Below are 19,902 nucleotides of genomic sequence, written 5' to 3' on the forward strand. Positions count from 1 at the left end.
CTTTAAGTGAGCAATCAGATGATGGAATTCTCAATGAGAAAAGGCGCCTTCTATTAAAAAGGCGCCTTGAAATAAATGTGATCAAAATTTTCAAGAATTAATTAAAGTTAAGCATTGAACGGTAATGTAGTTTGCTTTTTCTTTCTTCCTCTTCCATTCTTTTGCGTTCCTTTGCTACAATTTTATCATTGATATCCCTAAGCGAGGAGAATAGCCGCTTTAATTCTTCGAGTAAGCGTTCGTTGGCATTTGTCGCCGGCTTGGATTTAATCCTTCTCATGACGGATATAACAGCGCGTTTTAGACCTTGAAGACTGGAGGCGCTGCTACTAAATGGGGTATCCTCAGTAGCTTTAGTAATTGCTTCTTCGATAATGTTTATAAGCTTGTGGCCATTTTCAATACCTGCGGTATCGTCTTCGTCAAGCCGGCCTTCAAGATAATTGAGAGCCATCTCTAGAATTGTGACCCCCGTTGGCGTCACTTTAAGAATATCTGCGCCATTGGATAAGAGGAATTGAACAAATTCTGTATGTCCTGCTCCAGCCGCAAGATGGAGGGAAGTAGAACCATTGCGGAGTTCAACATTTACTAATCTCTCCAGAGAAACTGCGTGCTTTGCAATCTCTTGAGCTTCACGCACTCTGCCGTACTCAGCTGCGACGTGGATTAATCGATAACCTTCTGGGTTATGTACTGTCTTTGATGTCAGACCTTGAAAGTTGGCCATAAAAGCTTCTAAATTACCTGTTTTTAGAGCCTCAAACGCGTTATCTTTAAAGGCTTGCTGTTGCTGAATTTCCTGCTGGCGCTTTGCTTCTGCGGCTGCCGCTTCCAGGCGTTGCTGTTGACGCTGTTGATTGATCGCTGTGCTCAATTCCCTAGCAATAGTCTCGGCAGGTTGTCTATAATCTTGAATTTCAGCGATGTGGCTGTCAATAAGACGGTTTAGCATGGCGGTATCTTCACGCTCATCAGCAACGATCTGTTCCCTTAAAAGGCGAAGGACACGTTCATTGGTTGCCGTGCGAGCTTGATGAATTTGTTGAGTTAATTCTGCTCTCTGGGCTTGCAGATTTGTGATAGTAGCATGTGTGGCCATGATGGTGCGTTCGATCTTATTCTTCACTGTCCCCTGTTGTTCAATTGCTTGCTGTAATTGTGCAATTGATGTGCGGATCTTTTTGACAGTTTCTGCATCCTCGTTAAAATAGACCGGTGGAGGATTAACGCTGTCAATTTCATTTTGATATTGTTTAATTTTTTGACGGGCCTGAGAGATTTGGTTATAAATCAATTCCAATTCTTGATCAACGCTCTCCACAAGTGTAGAATATGTTTTAATGTCTTCTTGCTCAGATGTTATATCTTGCTGTAATCTAGAAATCTCTTCACGTTTCGTAGCAATTTGCTGTTGCAGTTTACTAATTTCTTGTCTGTTTTGCTCTTGCCATTTTTCATAAAAGGAATAGCTTTGACTTTGACGTATCGCGCTCAATATCTGTTGATGATATTCTGAATTTTTAGTGTGATATCTTTCTATTTGACTTCTAAATCTTGTAATAGATTCTTCATAGCTTCTAATTAACGATTCATGACCGGCTATATTACTCTTACTTCTTATAAGGCAGGAACGGAAGTGAGATCTCTGTCTAGCGGTCTCTGAATATAACTCTTCAGCTTCCTTCAGCTCATTTCTTAGGTTCCTGATTTGTAACTCATTATCTTTTTTTAGGCGCGGAAAATTTTTAGCATAAATATCTTTTAGAAGCTGTTCTTGCTCTTCTATTTGAGCAGTGTATTGAGCAATGGTATCGCTAACTTTCTGAAGCTCTGTCTTCCCCTTAAGCAATTCATCTTCAGCCTTTTCGTGGTTAGCAGTAATTTGCTTTTGCTGGGCTTCCAGATCAGCATCCTGAGGGAGATGGAGATTATCTATATCTCTTACTAGGCATTGGACAGAAGTAGTGCCTGTTTCCCGCTCATTTTCCATAAAGGACCAAATCCGTTCAGAGTTACCCTGAAAGCGCTGATAGAGCTGATCAAAATCTTGCCTATTAGTTCCGAACGTCTGGGTGATCAATGCTTGAAGGTTCTCGCGGTCGAGATTGCCTTGACTGCTGCCATTGAGTCCGGCAGGAGCATCCATGGCCATCGTCGCTGTTGACAGAAGCAGGGTATAAGCAAATATACTTCTTATTTTCATGAGTAATGTCCTTATAGTACGATTTGTTTTTATTGTATTGGGCACTATTTTTTGTATTAAACAATTTATATATGGGGGGTCTGGAAAAATTTGCAAGGAAATATTTAATTCTTGGTTGCTTTTCAGTCAGATAGTAGACGGAACTTTATAAAAAACTTTCAGCTCTAGTTGTTTTCAGTATTACCTTGGATAATCCTTAAAATTAAAAAAGTAATCCTTGTCCGAAAGATTTCCCTATTATTTGTTCTCAATTTAACCTCTTCTTAGGAATTTATAATTTAGTTTCAAAATTGTGATAATAATTTTTTCTTTATTACAAATTTTGGGGGTAATTATGCAGAAAAGTTTCGGGAGATGGTTGAGTGTCTATTTAATATCAAGTATGTTTTGCGACTGTGGTGCCTCAGAGATTACTAACCGCGATCTTGATCGCGAACGTGACTTTATGTTGGTCAAGAGTGAAATTGTCAATCGTCTGGGCTCAGATTATCGCCCTAATACTTTCCATTTTAGGGAAGCTGATCTGAATATGGAAGTACGGCGAGCAGAGTACCTTTATAATCAACAGAAGCAACATAATCCCTATCAATATCCCAGCATTGGACAGTTATTTTATAAGAAGAAAGATCTGCACAATTACACTTTTGTAAAGTTAAGAGATCATGAGTATTGGGTAGGCTATGCGCGCCGCTTTATGCAAAAATATAACTTGTCAGACTATGATACCTATCCAAATTTTGGCAAAGTTAAGTTTTCCGAACGCTTTAAGGAGTTTTTAGAAGCTGAAGCTCTGGAAGTAGAAAAATGGAAACAGATTGATAGTGATGTCCGTAAAAACCCAGCCGCTTACTTGTTACACGGCCCGTTGCACCCCCATAAAATTACCGGCGTGGACCAGCTGCATAGTCTCGGTGTCAACGGGGAGGGGGCGAAGGTAATTGTTTGGGACTGCGGCTTTGTAGATAATTGTCACGTCAAATTCAGCATTAAAGATCGCCATGTGAAACATCCAGAAAACGGTCAGGATTATTCACGCAATGACCTACACGGGACCCACGTTGCCGGTACGATTGCCGGCGATGCACAATCAGGTAAGCATAAAGGGGTTGCTTATGAAGCTGAAGTAGTTCCAGTGGAATTTGAGGGAGTAGATGCCTTAATTAAGCGCATCAAAAATAGTGATGCAAAAATCATTAGTGCCTCTTTCCATTACTTGGTTCATCACACGGAAATGCGTGATTTTGATAAACTGGTGGAGGAGCTGGAGAAGAATGATCGCTTGCTGGTAATGGCGGCTGGCAATGATTCAAAATTTGTGACCAATGATTTGAATCCGAATTTCTTAAGCTATTGGACCCGCGGTATCTGGATGGCGACCCATGGAGCTTGGATTTTGTCAAAGAATCCGGCACTGGCAAAACGCATGCTGCTGGTAGGATCATTAAAAGAAGATGGTCAGACCATTAGCCGGTTCTCCAATTTGCCAGGCTTGTTGCATCAAAACTTTGTCTTTGCCCCCGGTGAAAACGTGGTAGCGACGGTTGCTTTTAATGAGTTCGATAAAATGTCAGGGACCTCTATGGCGACGCCGCATGTCTCTGGGATTTTAACCTTGATGAGCAAATACTATCCCCAGTTAAATGCGGTGGAACTGAAAGAGTGTCTAATTCGGTCCTGCGATCCATTTTGGGAGGACAATAATCACGGAGTCGACTTTAAACCGGAAATCTTTGGTCAAGGACGCGTCAATGCCATCCGTGCTTTCAAAGCGGCCGAAGAGCTGATAGCAAGAAAAGCGCCCTCGCAAACGTTACAAGATGCTTAAGGGCCTCTTTACTCGCGAATAATGTGTCTATTAAAAAAGCTCGGGACTTCCCGAGCTTTTGCTTTTAATTACTGAGCATATCTCTTATTGATAAAATCTGCCATATACTACTATTCTCAAAGTCCGAGCGATTAGAGGCAAAGCCTTCTTTCTCACAAAGCAGCATCATATTTTCTTCCGTAGAGAAGGAAAATGTAATAGAAAAAGAAGGTAAATTTTAAGGAAATAATAATGAAAAAAATATTGCTTTGCTCTCTATCCGTGTCACTTTTTTCTTCCAAAACGATTGGGTGTGAGATAAGTGGTGCAAGCGAGCCTAACCGTAATTCTGTCTCCCTTAAGGTAGAAGCGCCTTATGCTCTTCCGGATGCTCAAAATTTAAGGGAAGCCTGCGCTAGCCATTTAAGGCTTATTCAAGCTCGTATTGAGTATCATCAGCGCTTAGAGAGCTTTTTTATGCAGGAGCATATTAAATTTGCCAAAAAGAACTCACTGTTTGCAAGTATATTAACTGATATTAGGCGAGCTCAGCTCAATAAAAAACCCTTGCAAAAGCAAGTATTGCAAGCTTCCCGCGAACAGCACGAGAATTTTAAACTGAAGCTGGTAAAAATTAAGTCGCAGATTGAAGCCGCTGAGTATAGCTTTCCAGCACTAACTATCCTTTACCAAGAAATTAAGAATGAGTTCTTGATATTGGAATTGCAGACATTGCTCAACCAAGCTTTACCTCAGAACCGAAAAGTTGCAGGCGAGGAAAACATTCTGAGACAGGATGCTTTTTATAGGACCCATTATAATGAGAAGGGTGGAATTCAGTTAGAAGAGATATCATCTTTGCCCGTTTGTCCCTCTTTGCCCTCAAGCTGGGTAAAGTATATGCATGAAGAAATGGCGGACCATACTGATTTCTTACAATCTATTTATGAGTTTCTTAATAATATGCGCCGGCATGTTTTAGAAAATCAATTGACAGTACAGAATTTGCAACCGATTGCATCACCCGCCAGTAGTGGTTACAAAAGTACAGAAGCAAAATATAAACAGTTAATGACTGTTAAACAGCCAAAAATGCCTAAAGAAGAAACGGTGAGGAAGGAGGGAGATCTCTCGGAGAAGATAAGTGAACAATCTGACGCTCCTCTTCCTTCAGAAGTAACTTCTGAGGTATTGCCAGCTCCTAGCGCGGTTGCTTCTCCTAGTAAGGAAGTCAGTTATCTTCGCAGTAACTCAGGAAATATTGATACTACAAGTAAAAAAGCAGAGCTCAATTCACGGCCTACTTTACTTCTAGCTCCTCTTGCGTGTAAAGAACCGATAACTCTTAAAGCGCCCCAAGTTTCTCTGTCTTCTTCTGTGAAGCCGATCAAGGTTTCAAAAGACGCCTTTAATGTAAGAGAGATAATTGCAGCTAAAGGTAAGCTCCGCTCCAATGATTTTATGTCATTTATGCGGGAGTTAATGGCTATGGATTTACTTAAAGCCCAAGAAAAACGCGGCGGGGTAGTTATATGGTTTTCTTCCTCAGAAGTTCATCTTTTTCACCGTGTCCATAACCGCGGCTTTGTTATGGAATATAAGGACCTTAAGGTAGCCCATAAAGCTTTGGACGCTGTAGGATTAACGCGACAACGTTTTGCACGTGTTTAATAAATAAAAAATAGCCCAGGACAGGCCTGGGCTAATGGGAAAACAATGCCTAGCTGTTTAAGCGGCTTGACGCACTGAAACGTCTTGGCTGCTTTCCTGAAGTTCAGTGAGTGCTGATTCTTGGCCGATACGATCAATGCTCCATATATCATTGGCAAAGAAGAGGGGGCGGTTGGGAGTAGCGCCGACATTCATGACATAATCATATTTCAGGTAACCAAAACCTTTGTCACCCCAACGTGTCCCCCATGAGTTTGCAAATTTAAATTCTTTTGCCTCATCATCATAGCCGGTAAACATTAACGCATGGCCGCCGATGGGGCGCTCATTAAGTCCTGGCATTGGAATCTTGCCTGTTTTTTCAGCATTTCCAGATTCAAAAGAGGGATAAACATAAACACCAAAGACAACCGGTATATTCTTAGCTAATCGCGCTTTAATAGAGTCAAGACTATAGGTCACATAGCTGGTTTTAATGCTATCGAGACCCATATAATTCTTCGCATCTTCATAGGCTTCATTCGTTGGCTTGACCCTGAATTTTTTCTTATCATCACTATAGGTCCATAAGGATTCACGGCAAACACCCCAGGTGCAGATTGCTTTTATGCCGTCGGAAAGGCTAGCGCCTGAATCCTCATTAATGGTTCCCATTAATTTGCGTTCATTATAATAAAGGAAGAGGGGGGATAAACGCTGGTAAGCAGCCATCTCTTGGAGCTTATATTCCATAGAAAGCGTAATTGCTTGGGCCGTACAGGAGCCCAAGCGTCCCTGATCATGAATCGCCGTAATGGCACTGCTAAAATCATATTTGCTAGGTAGTTTGGCAATCTCATCAATGGTCAATAAATCTGCTGACGAATTTTCCATGGCCCAAGATAGGCTGGTTGACTCATTGGATGGACGCAATGAATAAACATGTTTGGGAGTATAATTATCATAATCTATTGTACTGCTTTCATCGGCAGCATAAGCTATTGAACCAGTTAAGCTAAGCGATAAAATGACTAGAGACTTTTGCATAAGATCCTCCTTGTTTATAAGGAACTTTGTTCCTCGGGATGATCCTATGCAAAATTTATTAACAAGACGTTAACTTAGAAATAAAAAATTTATTATTAAGGTTTTTGAAATATATTACAGGTAATAATAAAATTTTTTATTATTGTGTGATTCTTTTGATTTTAATACAAGATAGAAAACAACCAAACGTGTCTTCATTATTATGTAGGCGGCGGCGATTGCTAAAAAATAACTCGGGGCTCGAGTAAGTATCCGCCGGTGAGTGAGAGATTTTCTTAATAGCGCTCATCTCAAGCTGGCGCTTAACATATCCTGGTAAATCAAACATCCAATGATTAGCGTTGAGCGAGGGCTTAAAAAGATCAGAGTCCCGAGATAGATTCTCATAAAATGCTTGATCGACTTCATAGGAATCTTGCCAAATACACGGACCAATGGCGGCACTAATGGCTTCAGTTTGCGCTCCTAGCTCTGTCATAGCTTTAAGGGTGTTCTGGATAATTCCTGTAATTGCTCCTTTCCATCCGGCATGAACAGCAGCAATAACACCCGTTTTAGGGTCGGCCAATAAGACCGGCACGCAATCAGCCGTAATAATGCCAAGAATTAATCCAGGCGTGGTTGTGACCAATGCATCTCCTTCAGGTCTTTCTTCAAGGGGCCAGGGGGATGTGGCATGGATAACTTTATTGGAATGAGTTTGACGTATGGTAATAAGTTGCTCGGCTGAGCCGTTCAGATGTTCCGCAATGCGCCGTCGGTTCTCCATAACATTGGCATCAGGATCCCCTTTTTCAAAAGCCGTGTTAAGGGTAGAAAACAGATTTGTACTGACGCCGCCTTGGCGGGTCGTAAAAGCGTGCTCTATGGTTGGGAGAGTATTTAATAGATCAGACCTTAAACTAACGACCATTAGAACCTCCTTGAATAGCCATAACTTTAAATAGCTCACCCATTTCAGCAGCACTTATCAATCGATGCATTGCCAATGTATGGTTAATATATGCTTTGGCAGAAAGCTTTACCTTAAGATTTTCTAACGCCTCAACAATCCCTATTTCTTTCAAAAAATCGGATTGATTAATAGGACCCAGAACATTCACTTTCTGATCTATAAATAATGATTTTAGATAACAGAAATCCACGTGATGAGTTAGATCAGATTTACCTAGCTCTTCAAAAATGCCAATCTTTTTATGATTTTTAATGGCTTGTAAGGTAAAACCGGGCGCTTCATTGCCATAATCAATGATGAGGCCAAACCCCCCCGTTTTCTGGAACAGGTTCGCAATCTGATCGACAAAGATTTTATAGGCCCGAGACTGAAAATATATGGATTGGTTGGAGGGAGGGAAAAGAGGATTATTTACCTTAGTCCAGCTTATCTGTGATAAATCGGTAACCATGGCTTGTTCCAGCCCTTGGGTGGTGCTGCGGTAGTATTGGATAGGTAAAGCATCAAAGAATTCGTTAGCTAGGATAATAGAGTATCCTTTTTCGATTACCTCTAAAGAGGAGATCCATGACATATTCGGATAATCTTTAAGCGTTGCTCTCTGCTGAGAGATTAATGTCGGTGATTTTTCCAAAATTACAGGTGATAGGACATGAAAGAAGTCGGGTACAGACTTTAGGACTGCTAATATATCCTTGAGCATCGTGCCCTGGCCGGCCCCCAGTTCAATCAAATTAACGGGGGTCGGTTTTCCCATATTCATCCATTGATCAATGCACCATTGGGCCAGGCAGTGACTGAACAGGGGGCTAATTTCAGGAGCCGTAATAAAATCATGCTGTTTGCCAATGACTGAGCTTTGAGAGTAATATCCTCCTTCAGCATCATACATCACAATTTCCATGAATTCTTCCAAGGGAAGAGGGAGGCGAGCTAAGATTTTATGACTAAGAGGAGTGGCATCCATTATCCATCTCCACCGGTCGGCGAATTAAGAACCAGCCAATACCAATTAAAGGAATAGAGAGAGCTTGACCAATCGTCAGAGGGCCAGCAATAAGAGCATCAGGCTCGCGGTAAAACTCGCAGAAGCTGCGCGCTAAGGCATAACCAATGCTAAAAACGCCGGCGATCCGTCCTGGCTTTAAGCGCCAATCTGTTTTAATCCATAAGGATAAAAGTATTAAAAATAGAAGCAAGCCTTCACTAGCGGCTTCGTAAAGCTGGCTTGGATGTCGCGGCAACCCATCCGCATAAGGGAACACCATTGCCCAGGCTGCAGTTGTGGGTCTGCCCCAAAGCTCACCATTAATAAAGTTAGCAATTCTGCCAAAGAAAAGACCTATGGGCGCAACACAAGCAATAATATCTGCTAAAGATAAGAAGGAAATTTGGGTCCGCCTTACATATAATGTTAAAGCAACAAGGACGCCAATGGTGCCCCCGTGAAATGACATTCCCCCATGCCACGTTTTAAAAATTTCCATTGGATCTGTCCAGAATAAATGGGGACTGTAGAAAATAACATACCCTAAGCGTCCGCCGACCACGATGCCAATGATTAACCAAATAAGGCTATCCTCAAGGATTTTTTCCCGCAGACCATTGCCATAATGTCTCAGCAGTAAAACTCCGAGCTTCCAGGCTGTAAAAATGCCGATCATATAGCTTATGCCATACCAACGTATTTTAAGGGAACCAATTTCTAAGGCAACAGGATCAAAGGCGGGAAATGATAACATGATGGGTTGTACTAACCATAATTAATTTCATTTTAATCTATGACAAAGCGGTCATTAAATGAAGAGAATCTTTTAATGCTTAAGGATAATTGTTGCAAAATCTGAAAAGTTTAAAGAGTGAGATTAACAAAATTACATACATTTTAGGAGTTAATGTAATTAAATTGCTTGAAGAGCTAGCGATAGATCGAAAATAACTTAAAAAGTTAACTTTTTTAATAAAGTTAATTGACCTTCAAGAAAATTCACCCTTAAGATTTTAAGTGTAGTCATGGTTTAACATTCAACATAGGATTTACGAAAGTGAATAAATCAGAGTTAGTTTCAAAAGTTGCAGCTGAGTCCAACCTGACAAAGGCAGATGCAGAGCGTGCAATTGATGCGACATTTGCTTCAATTACTTCATCATTGAAGGCTGGTGAAGAAGTTCGCTTGGTCGGTTTTGGTACATTTGACATTTCTGACCGTCCCGCTACAACTGGTCGCAATCCTCGCACAGGTCAACCTTTGAAGATAGCTGCTACCCGTTTACCTAAGTTCCGTGCAGGTAAGCAATTGAAAGAAGCCGTTGCAAAATAAAAAATGTGAACCTTTTGCAAAATTTATGTTGCAAAGTTCTCTCAGAATGTATTAGGTTTCTTACATAAGGTTATGGGTGATTAGCTCAGCGGTAGAGCGTCTCGCTTACACCGAGAGGGTCGGAGGTTCAAATCCTTCATCACCCACCATAACTTCCTAATACATTCCGTAAAAGTTACTCGTATTTATCTCTACTTGAAATGGCATTATCCTAATGAACTCAAGAAATTTAAGAGTATTCTTAAGATTATTTCTGATTGCTATCATAGGGGGAGCCTTATCAGCATGTGGTCGCAAAGGTGACCCTGAACCTATCAATAAAACAGATTATCCCCGCCCATATCCATCTCAACAGCTAGATTGCACTATATAAAAGCTATCTCTCATGCTATTATAAAAATGAGAGGGTAATTATGAACACAAAAAATACTCGGGATGATTTGCGAGAGTGGATTGTTAATTTAATTAATAACAGTGATCATCCTTTATCAAAGAATGAAATTGCCAAGCAATTAAAGTTAAAAGGTTCTGATCGGATGGCGCTAAAAGAAATTCTGCGTGATCTCCAGTCAGAAGGTGATTTGATCAAAGGACGGCGGCGCAAGCTGGTAAGTTCAACGCAACCCAAGCTGGGTAAAGGGCTAATCGCAGCTGAAGTTATTGATATCGATGAAGATGGTCACTTGATTGCCGCGCCATTAGAATGGCCAAAAGATCAAATGCCCCCTAAGATGCGTATTATTGAAATGCGTCGTTCCCATGCCGAAGGGCGCTCAGCGTTAGCGGTGACCTCACGCATTATTGTTAAAGTTATTACCAAAACAGAGACAGAATGGCACGTTAGTGTTGTCCGGCGTCTGGTCAAAGATGCGAAAAAGCATTTAGGAATATTTCAAGCCAATAGAAGAGGCGGATATATTGCTTCAATAAATCGAAAAGATGTTTTCCCCGGCGTGCATGTCACGGCTGAAGATGCTCAAGGCTTAGAGGCAGGCGATATTGTGCAATACACCGTTGATCATGGTAATCAATTTCATTTTATCAAGGTTCTGGGGAAATTTGATGATCCAAAAATGTTTAGCGAGATTGCTATCCATAATCATGGTATCCCTTATGAGTTTTCGCCGGAAGCCATTGCTATTGCTGAGGAAGGCAAGGTTCCGCCATTGGGCAACCGAACAGATTTTCGCTCAATCCCTCTGGTTACCATTGACGGCGAAGATGCGCGAGACTTTGATGATGCCGTCTGGGCGGAGCCTGATACGGATGAACGCAATCAAGGAGGATGGCGAGCGATAGTTGCCATTGCCGATGTTTCGTATTATGTACGTTCAGGATCAGCTTTAGATAGCGAAGCCCAAGCTCGGGGCAACAGCGTCTATTTTCCTGATCGAGTGGTGCCGATGCTACCGGAAGCCCTCTCGAATAATCTATGCTCTTTAAGACCTCATGAAGATCGGGCCTGTATGGCCATCGAAATGATCATCTCGGCCCATGGAAAGATCAAATCTTTTCGTGTTAAGCGGGGGCTCATGCGCTCTCAAGCGCGTCTCACTTATAATCAGGTACAAGCCGCCATTGACGGTCAACCGGATTCAGTAACCCACCCCCTTATGGAGACAGTTATCCGCCCTTTATATGGGGTGTATAAGTCCCTATTAAAAGCGCGCAGCCAACGCGGCACAGTCGAATTAGATATGCCTGAGCGTCAAATTATGTTTGATGAAAACGGGCGCATGGTTGATGTTAAAATTCGTGAGCGCCACGATAGCCACAAAATTATTGAAGAATTAATGATTGCGGCCAACGTCTGTGCCGCTAAAACGTTGATTGCCAAGAAATGGCCATGCATGTTCCGCGTCCATGATAAACCCGACCCGATGCGGGTAGCCAATCTGCGCCAGTTTTTAAAGCAATTCAAGCTTAATTTAAGCAAATCAGCTGAGCCAACGCCGGCCCATTACAATGAAATCTTGCAGCAAGTCAAAGAACGCCCTTATTTTCGCACCGTTAGCGAGTTGGTGTTAAGGTCTATGGCTCAGGCACAATATAGCCCCAATAACTTGGGCCACTTTGGCTTAAGCTTATTTCAGTACGCTCATTTTACCTCTCCGATACGACGTTATGCTGACTTAATTGTCCATCGTTGTCTGATTGCCGCTTTGGAGCTAGGGGAAGGGGGGTATGAAGAAAAGCCAGATGACTTGCAAGAGCTGGGGCAACATATCTCAGACACCGAACGCCGTGCTGCCACCGCCGAACGAGAAGTTGTGGATCGCTACACCATCTCTTTTGTCGCCAGCCGTATTGGCCAAGAATTTGAAGTGACCATTGTTGGCGTGAATCGTCATGGCTTATTTGTGGAAATTGAGGCCTCAGGCGCAGAAGGTTTTGTCTCTATGCGTTCCCTGGACTGGGATTTCTTCACTTTTGATGAAGCTAATTATCGTTTAGTAGGACGTCGTACCAAGTCAGTCTACCAGCTAGGGCAAAAGGTTAAAGCCGTTGTTATTGATGCTGAAGTCCAAACCAATAGTTTAAGCTTCCGTGTAGTACCAGAGGTGCCCACGAAAGCTGATAAAAAAGGCAGCCGTCAACAAGCTGCCCGTAAGAAAAGGCGGGAGTAATCTTCCTCCTTCCTATTCTTTAGGTGAAGGGTTTTGGGGGGCTGGAGTTGATCTTGCTAATAAAGCAGTGAGATTTTGAACTAGGTGATCCTGTTGCTCATTTCTTTCCTGTAATGCTTCTACGATATTCTTAAGAATAACTAAGGTATTGGCCTCAGATCTTCTTGCCTTCGCCACCATCTCACGAATTTCGTCGTAGTTGGAATCAAGTCCTAATGGTCCACTAGCCTGCTGGGAGACAGGTAGTGTAGTTGCTTCTGCCGACGCCCTACCGGGAGCCACTTCCAGGGATGTTTGCTCGGGCAGAGCTTCTCTTTCTGCAGGCGATTCATTGTCGCTGGCAAAAATTTGGCCCATCATAGAATGGGCCACTAAGATACCGGTGATCAATTTAACTTTTGTTGGTGTCATTAATTTCCTCCTTAAAAACAGGATTACCTTAGAGGAAATGATACGCAATTCCAACCTTAAAAGCTGTCTGGGAAGATCTAAATTTGATTTGAGTTTGCTCCAAGAAGTAGGCAGGTGGACTATAGCTACCTATATTAAGGGCGTGATTAATTGGAAAAATGTAAGACATCTCACCTCTGATTGCCCAACGTGACGTTAAAAATCCTTCATAGCCTAAGCTGGCTTTGAAAGCACCAGCATTACGGGATGCCTTGGCAGAGTTGCGATAAGTGGTACCAGACGTCGTGTTAGCATCAATCCCAGCCCAGGTGGTTCTAATTTTAGAATAATTTATGCCCACCTTAGCATAGAAAAAGCTTTGGGGAGTGGGATGATAGCCAAAACGAAGAGCTGCATCAAAGCCGCCGCGACGTGTTAACTTTATGCTGTCTTCGATATCAGTTTGCGAGGTAAATTTATAAACTTGCTCATTCAAACTATCTAGATTACCGCCGATTTCAATGCCAGCTGAGAATATGCCTGATTGATAAGACCAGCCGGCAAAAATGCCGCCAATAAAAGAATTATAGCCATTTTTATTGGTTTGGAACTCACCATAGGGCCCAACCAAAGCGCTCAAATTACGGAAAAATGTCGCCCGAAATTGGGCGTTATTTAACCCTAAATCAGCCCCTGCATATAAGCTTGCCTGGGAGGTCTGCACCATTAAACCGATAACCAATAAACGGACAACACATCTCTTGTTCATAAAAAATCTCTTAAAATTAACCTTATATTAAATATTAAAGTCTATGTTTGTTGCAAGGTCAAGGGGGACAGAATGTTTAGACTACTTTCTATTGCTATACTGTTGTTGGTCCAGGTGAATGCTAGCCAAAGAATGAGAATTCTAGATTTCAATAATATGAGTAAAAATGAGCTATTCGATACACTTGATCAGCTGGGGGCACCCGTTGATAGCGGCGGAAGATGTAGTTTGCCAATGCTATGTGGCAATATGAATACTTGTAATAAAACAATCAGCGGTATTAATAATGCGACAACCCCCCAGGCTGTGGCCAATGCTCTTAAAGGTTCATGTTTAGTGCTATGTAGAGATATGTCTGCGTGCGCAAACAGTCAAATGGATAGTTTACGTAAGTGGCTTGCGGCTTATCAACAAGCCATCTCCCAAGGCGAAATTAATCGCCAAAAGGATAAGAAGAAAACCTATAAATCCCGGGCTATACAGCTGCAAGCCCAGCTAGACCGGGCGCGTCGCAATCTCGATAACATTGATCGCCGTATGGCTTCCTATTTGCAGAGAATTGGCATTACGCCACGCAATGTGGCCGGCAATATCAATACCAGTATCCATCAAAAAATTAGCCAAGTTTTTGCAAATTCTCAAAATCTTAGGGGGCAAATCAACCAACTCGAAGCCGATATCCAGGCCCGAGAGGTTCAAATAGGACAGCTAAAGGCAGCCAATCAAGCCCATCAAAGTAACATCGCGCGCTTGCAAAACGAAATTAGTGAGAAGCAAGCCCAGATTAATGCGGTAAATGCGGAGATTGAAAACCTGTCAAAAGCTTTTGATGAGTTACTTAATCAAACACTTGATTTGCAAGCAGTCGTTGACGATTTTGGTCTCGATTTGCAGGCTTATTCGAATCAGCTCCACAATATAAATGGGGAGCTGGCTACCAAGATTGCAGATTTAACCCGGATTAGTAATTTAATGCGGAATGATGCCGCGGGCCAAGCTGACCGAGCTCGTCAACGTAATGATGCAATGTTAACGCAGTTGCGTGAGGCTATTCAAGAATTGAATGAGCACTCTCATGAAGTCAACCAAGAAGCTCAAAGATTACAAGGCATCTTGGAACAGTTGGAACAGGTAAGCTAAAAGTTTTATCAACAGAGGAGATAACAATGAATTTATTTAGAAAGATGTTAATGATCAGTGTACTGAGCACTGTTTCAACCTTTGCCATGGAAGCACCACAAGGGGGACCTCAGCAAGGTAATGTACTTGCTATTTTACAAGACAGAACGGTTGAGGAGCTTGCAACTTCACAAGATATAGATCTCCGTGCTATACGACCTCAGTTGGATCATATCCTTGCTGGTGTTACTGATTGGAAGAAAAAGAATGAACTGAAAGCAAAGTTTGGAAAAGCATTTATGCTTAAGATTAAGAATGCAGGGCGCCCTACAGTAGATCAAGCTCAAACATTAATTAACCAAGCTCGGGAAAATGAAGCCAAAGCTAAGACCCATATAGACCAAGCAACTGATGCTGATCTTGACGCCACTGCCCACATTTATGATATTAGCACAGCCGTGAATCAGATCTTAGCCAGTCTTAATGAATTTAATCAGCTTGAGCAAGATGCCGGTAAAGCTTTGAAAGATATTCTTGACCAAGTAAAGGCGTTGCAAGAATTGAATGAGAAATCAGCAACAATGACAGCAGCTGAAGCCGCAAAAGTAGCGCAGATCAAACAAATGCTGCAGGGATTAGAAGCCAATAAAGGCGAGAAAGACATTATGATTGACGAAATTAGAAGAGTTATTCAGTTACTTGAAGGTAGATAAGGCATTGATCATGTCTTAGAGCAGGCAGGTTAAAGATGACCGCTTTAGCCTGCCCCTAAATTTGAAAGATGAGGATCGGGATGATGCTGAAACACACCACAATCTTGCTGGCTTTAATGATGGCTCAACAAGCACTCGCTGGTGAACGTCCGCCTTCTCCTCAACAGCAAACCATTGAAAATGGATTAAGCCGCGTTGAAGTCGGATTAACAGGAAAGTTGAAAGAGCTGCTGGAGCCGATGAAAAGTGCGACTCCCTCTCACTTAAATGACGATATCGATGTCGCTAAGACAACAATTGATCATCTTGAAAAAATGGATGCTGAAGCGCCGAGCTCTGCAAGTAAGACTTCCCAGTATCTGCATGATCTTACTCTTCTGTCTTTATGGCGCTTTACCTTAGAGCGATTAACCTATTATATCGATCTTTCTAAATCTTTAGTTGATCTCAATCAGAAGCTTCTGCGTGAAATTGAACTTACGCCTCGGCGCCCGGCAGAAGAACTTAAACGTCCTGTGCCGGCCGCTTCACTGTGGAGCCGCTTTTGTAACAGCGCCTACGCGTGTACTATTGGCAAAGTCTCCGATTGGTATGCGGGCTGGCAGGCGGAGCGACAAAGGCAACAAGAGTTAGCTAAACAAAGAGTTATTGCTATCCTGAATGCTAAATATGGGCAAGGCTTTAATGCCACCACCTTTATAGAGCAAGCAGTCAGAGCACGACTCGGGAGTATCTATAATATAGAGGACTTATTATCCTCGGCTCTTAAGCGTGAACCTCAAGCCAATGCCACCAGATTACTGAAGCTGATGCAAGATATTGACCACCAACGGATGCAGGAACGGTTTGAGCAGATGGGCTCCAGTAGCTCAACCTCCTCACCGAGCTCATTTTATCCTGAACAGGTCACAACTTCCGTAGCTTCAGATCATTTGGCTGCAACTCACACACCTACCCATGCTGATACGGTAAGAGAAGCTCCCCAGCACCCGCCTGTGCCAACGCCGCCCACTTTTAGCTTAGAGAAGAACTCGGGTGGTCAAGAGGTGAGAAATACTTATAATGTAGGGCAATCCTATAGCGTGGGCGATCAATTTTTAGGTGTTCAGGAAAGGGATCTAAAAGTAAATTAAGCAGAGTTTTTAAAGCTCTGCCGTTGCTTCAATTAACCAGCTTGCAGTATCAGGATCTAGATAAGGCAGTAGGGTTTCCCTGACTTTAGCATGATACTGGTTTAACCATTCCCACTCTGCGGAAGTGAGCAGGGTTTCGTCAATTAAACGACGATCAATAGGCGCCAAGGTTAAGGTTTCAAAGCCTAACATGGGCCGCTCAAAATGGCCTTCGATGCGCTTAACGGTGACTAAGTTTTCAATGCGAATCCCATAGGCGTTTTCCTTATAGTAACCGGGCTCATTTGACAGAATCATCCCTGGCCTTAACGAGACCTGGCTTCCAGCTTTGGAAATCCTTTGCGGTCCTTCGTGAACATTTAAATAATAGCCAACACCATGGCCGGTGCCATGATCATAATCTAATCCGTATTGCCATAAGTTATAGCGGGCAAGGACATCCAACTGAGCCCCGGTAGTGCCTTCGGGGAAAAGGGTCATGGCTAATTTAATATGACCTTGAAGGACTAAGGTAAAATTAGTTTTCTGTTCTGAAGTCGGCTCGCCTAAACAAATGGTCCGGGTAACGTCTGTGGTTCCATTCAAGTATTGCCCCCCCGAATCCACTAAAAGTAAGGAGGAATAGTCAATTGTTTTGGCGCTCTGAGGTGTGGCCCGATAGTGAACAATTGCTCCGTTTTCAGCAAAGCCAGCAATTGTTGGAAAGCTTGGCCCTTTATATAAATCTGCTTCTTGACGAAAGTGTTCTAATTTTTCAGCAATCGAAAGTTCTGTCTCTGTATCTTGGGGAACGGTATCCAGCCAGGCTAAAAACTTGGTTAGCGCCACCCCATCCTGTAAATGGGCCTGGCAGATCCCTTCAATTTCTTGGTCTGCTTTACAAGCCTTCATCAATTCAAGCGGATCTACGGCTCTGACGATATTGTTTGCCAACTTATCGCAAATGATCACGGGCGCAAGTTTGGGATCGATAAGGGTACGTTTACCAGCTAGCCCTTCGATCATTTTATCTAGATCCTCAAGAGGATGAAACGTGGCCACCTCTTGTAGATGAAGGTGAACAGAGGCGGGGATCTTACGTTCATCGCAGAAAATACGTACCCCTTGGCCTTTGATTACAAAAGCAAACCAATCCACCAACGGACTGTAGGGAAAGTCGCTGCCGCGACAGTTAAGAAGCCAGCAGAGATTATCCGGAGACATCACAAGCGCTGCCTCTACCTCTTGCTGCACTAATTTATCATAGAAATGAGCTAATTTCTCAGTGTGCGGCTGCCCTGCATACGCCAAATCATGGACCTCGACGGCCTTGAGAGGGCGATCAGGTTGATCAGACCATAGCTCATCTATAGGGTTGGAATCACAAGGGACAAATTGGAGCCCAGAGTTTTTAGACCACCCGGTGAAGTCATGGTCTGACATTAACCACGGATCAAAACCTATCCGCGTAAGGGGAATTTCTAAGTTTTTAACATACTCGCTGGGTTTACAATCAGCAATGGCGATAACTTTGACGTAGGTAAGATTAACTTGTTGCTTGGCTTGTAAGCTGTAACGCCCATCGACAAACAGGGCAATATGATCATGGAAAACCAAAGCTAAACCAGCAGAGCCCGTAAAATCGGTCAGCCATGCTAACCGCTCATCAGCTTCGACGACGTATTCGCCTTGATAACGATCACTTCTTGGTACAATAAAGCAGTCGAGATTTTTTTGCTTGAGCAGCGCTTGCAAGGAAGTAATTTTAAGTGTCATGCATTATCCAATGGTTAATTGAACGCTATAGCAACACCCAGGTTGCTAACCCTAAGAAAACTGAAAAGCCCACAACATCGGTAGTTGTGGACATAATAGGGCCTGCGCTGATGGCCGGGTCAAGATTAATACGATGCAGAATATAAGGAATAAACGCCCCCGCAAAACCTGACCATATAATATTGAATATCAAGGCTGTGCCAATAATCAGACCAATCTTCACATCCCTAGTCCAGGCAATGGTTATACTCGAAAGAATGAGGGCTAATGCCGCACCATTGACAGCAGCAATGCCTAATTCGCGTTTAATTGCTGCTAATACATGGCCAACGCGTAAATTATAGAGCGATAAAGAACGCACAGTCACAGTCATCGTTTGCATGCCCGCATTGCCACCCATCGAAGCGACAATTGGCATTAAAAAGGCCAGAACCACAAATTTGTCGAGAGCTTGCTCAAAGTGGGCAATCACGGCGGAGGCAATCAAGCAATTGATTAAACTAATAAAAAGCCATCGGAAACGGCTTAAACTAGCTTGCATTATATTGCTATAAAGGGAGCTTTCTTCCGTCACACCTCCCAGCTTTAAGATGTCATCACCAGCTTCTTCTTCAATAACGTTGATAATATCATCAACAGTAATCATCCCAGCAATGCGACCATCTTGCTCGACCACGGGCATGGAACTTAAGCTATACCGTCTAAAGATGTAGGCTACTTCTTCCTGATCTAAATTTACCGGGACTGTCTTGATCTCAGTATTCATCACCTTAGAGACGGGGGTGCGTCGTGGGTGACGTAAAATTGAGCTCAAAGGTAATTCGCCGACCGGTTTATCATCGTCATCAACAACATATACATTATAAAAGTGCTCAGGGAGATTTTCGATATCTTCTAAAGAATTTATAAGCTGACCCAGGGTCCATTGTGGGCTACAGAGGACAACTTCACGTTGCATTAACCGCCCAGCCGAGTACTCAGGATAGCTTAGAGTCTTTTCAAAGGTAATCCGTTCTTCAATCGGAATGGCATCAAGCACTTCACGTTGCTTGTCTTCATGCAAGTCCTCAAGAATAAGGGCAGCATCATCACTTTCTAATTCAGTGACGGCTGCGGCGACTTCTTCGGTGGTGAAGATAGGAAGAATCTGCTCACGGATAGATTCTTCTAACAGAGGTAAGACCTCATTGGGAATGACACTGTGGAGTAATTCAATCAACTTCAAACGCTTCTGCGCTGGAAATTGCTGAATAATATCCGCCATGTCAGCAGGATGTAAATCGGTGGTTAAAGCGAAAACCTCATCAATTGCATCTGTATCAAATGCATGCTCAACAAGCTGCGCTAAATCAGGTTCTTGTTCATGTATCTCTTGATGCTGTTTGGTTTCTAGGTTTTCATCTTGGTCCACGC

At 42.8% G+C, this 19,902-nt stretch carries 16 protein-coding genes and 1 tRNA gene; 8 read left to right on the forward strand and 9 right to left on the reverse strand.

Annotation, left to right across the window (positions count from 1 at the left end):
* Window positions 1–97: 97 nt before the first annotated feature.
* Window positions 98–2,206: an ankyrin repeat domain-containing protein gene (locus tag HMO_RS0100835; protein ID WP_010297407.1), complete on the reverse strand. Its 2,109-nt coding sequence runs from the start codon at window positions 2,204–2,206 to the stop codon at window positions 98–100.
* A gap of 334 nt (window positions 2,207–2,540) precedes the next feature.
* On the opposite strand from HMO_RS0100835, the gene HMO_RS0100840 reads away from it, so the two are divergent.
* Both HMO_RS0100840 and HMO_RS0100845 read left to right on the forward strand, forming a co-directional pair.
* Window positions 2,541–4,031, forward strand: coding sequence for a S8 family peptidase (locus HMO_RS0100840; protein WP_010297409.1), 1,491 nt, complete (start codon window positions 2,541–2,543; stop codon window positions 4,029–4,031).
* A 231-nt stretch (window positions 4,032–4,262) separates the two neighbouring features.
* Window positions 4,263–5,681, forward strand: a complete 1,419-nt coding sequence (locus HMO_RS0100845; RefSeq protein ID WP_010297411.1) for a hypothetical protein — start codon at window positions 4,263–4,265, stop codon at window positions 5,679–5,681.
* A 57-nt stretch (window positions 5,682–5,738) separates the two neighbouring features.
* Here the strand turns inward: HMO_RS0100845 and HMO_RS15340 are convergent, their stop codons facing one another.
* The 4 genes from HMO_RS15340 to lgt form a co-directional block, all read right to left on the reverse strand.
* Complete coding sequence (locus HMO_RS15340) at window positions 5,739–6,707, reverse strand: C1 family peptidase (protein ID WP_010297413.1); 969 nt, start codon at window positions 6,705–6,707, stop codon at window positions 5,739–5,741.
* 139 nt (window positions 6,708–6,846) lie between these two features.
* Window positions 6,847–7,620 (reverse strand): peptidoglycan editing factor PgeF, encoded by a 774-nt coding sequence (gene pgeF / locus HMO_RS0100855; protein WP_010297415.1) that lies wholly within the window; start codon window positions 7,618–7,620, stop codon window positions 6,847–6,849.
* Entirely contained in the window at window positions 7,610–8,629 is a 1,020-nt protein-coding gene (locus tag HMO_RS0100860) for a class I SAM-dependent methyltransferase (protein WP_010297416.1), read from the reverse strand. Before HMO_RS0100860 ends, pgeF begins: the two co-directional genes overlap by 11 nt.
* Window positions 8,610–9,404: a prolipoprotein diacylglyceryl transferase gene (gene lgt / locus HMO_RS0100865; RefSeq protein WP_010297419.1), complete on the reverse strand. Its 795-nt coding sequence runs from the start codon at window positions 9,402–9,404 to the stop codon at window positions 8,610–8,612. The genes HMO_RS0100860 and lgt overlap by 20 nt, the downstream gene beginning before the upstream one ends.
* A 303-nt stretch (window positions 9,405–9,707) precedes the next feature.
* Here lgt and HMO_RS0100870 point away from each other — a divergent pair, with 303 nt between their 5' ends.
* The 3 genes from HMO_RS0100870 (at window position 9,708) to rnr (ending at window position 12,610) form a co-directional block, all read left to right on the forward strand.
* A complete protein-coding gene (locus HMO_RS0100870; protein ID WP_010297422.1) occupies window positions 9,708–9,983 on the forward strand; it encodes an HU family DNA-binding protein in 276 nt (91 codons plus the stop codon).
* 74 nt (window positions 9,984–10,057) lie between these two features.
* Window positions 10,058–10,132: transfer RNA gene (locus HMO_RS0100875), tRNA-Val, on the forward strand.
* Between the two features lie 264 nt (window positions 10,133–10,396).
* Window positions 10,397–12,610, forward strand: coding sequence for a ribonuclease R (rnr, locus tag HMO_RS13345; protein WP_010297430.1), 2,214 nt, complete (start codon window positions 10,397–10,399; stop codon window positions 12,608–12,610).
* A 12-nt stretch (window positions 12,611–12,622) separates the two neighbouring features.
* Here rnr and HMO_RS0100890 read toward each other — a convergent pair whose 3' ends face one another.
* Window positions 12,623–13,021, reverse strand: a complete 399-nt coding sequence (locus HMO_RS0100890) for a hypothetical protein (protein ID WP_010297433.1) — start codon at window positions 13,019–13,021, stop codon at window positions 12,623–12,625.
* Window positions 13,022–13,049: 28 nt separating this feature from the next.
* Window positions 13,050–13,769 carry an outer membrane protein gene (locus HMO_RS0100895; protein WP_010297436.1) on the reverse strand — a complete coding sequence of 240 codons (720 nt, stop codon included), beginning with the start codon at window positions 13,767–13,769 and terminating at the stop codon, window positions 13,050–13,052.
* A gap of 72 nt (window positions 13,770–13,841) precedes the next feature.
* On the opposite strand from HMO_RS0100895, the gene HMO_RS0100900 reads away from it, so the two are divergent.
* From HMO_RS0100900 to HMO_RS0100910, 3 genes are all read left to right on the forward strand, one after another.
* Window positions 13,842–14,909: a coiled-coil domain-containing protein gene (locus tag HMO_RS0100900; protein WP_010297439.1), complete on the forward strand. Its 1,068-nt coding sequence runs from the start codon at window positions 13,842–13,844 to the stop codon at window positions 14,907–14,909.
* Window positions 14,910–14,935: 26 nt separating this feature from the next.
* On the forward strand, window positions 14,936–15,601 hold the full coding sequence (locus HMO_RS0100905) for a hypothetical protein (RefSeq protein ID WP_010297442.1): 666 nt from the start codon (window positions 14,936–14,938) through the stop codon (window positions 15,599–15,601).
* A gap of 80 nt (window positions 15,602–15,681) precedes the next feature.
* A complete protein-coding gene (locus HMO_RS0100910) occupies window positions 15,682–16,734 on the forward strand; it encodes a hypothetical protein (protein ID WP_139016792.1) in 1,053 nt (350 codons plus the stop codon).
* Between the two features lie 9 nt (window positions 16,735–16,743).
* On the opposite strand, the gene HMO_RS13350 is transcribed toward HMO_RS0100910, so the two are convergent.
* Window positions 16,744–18,489 (reverse strand): aminopeptidase P family protein, encoded by a 1,746-nt coding sequence (locus HMO_RS13350; RefSeq protein ID WP_010297451.1) that lies wholly within the window; start codon window positions 18,487–18,489, stop codon window positions 16,744–16,746.
* Window positions 18,490–18,514: 25 nt separating this feature from the next.
* Complete coding sequence (gene mgtE, locus HMO_RS0100920) at window positions 18,515–19,900, reverse strand: magnesium transporter (RefSeq protein WP_010297454.1); 1,386 nt, start codon at window positions 19,898–19,900, stop codon at window positions 18,515–18,517.
* Window positions 19,901–19,902 lie beyond the last annotated feature (2 nt).

The sequence above is a fragment of the Candidatus Odyssella thessalonicensis L13 genome (assembly GCF_000190415.1).
GTDB lineage: Bacteria > Pseudomonadota > Alphaproteobacteria > Paracaedibacterales > Paracaedibacteraceae > Paracaedibacter > Paracaedibacter thessalonicensis.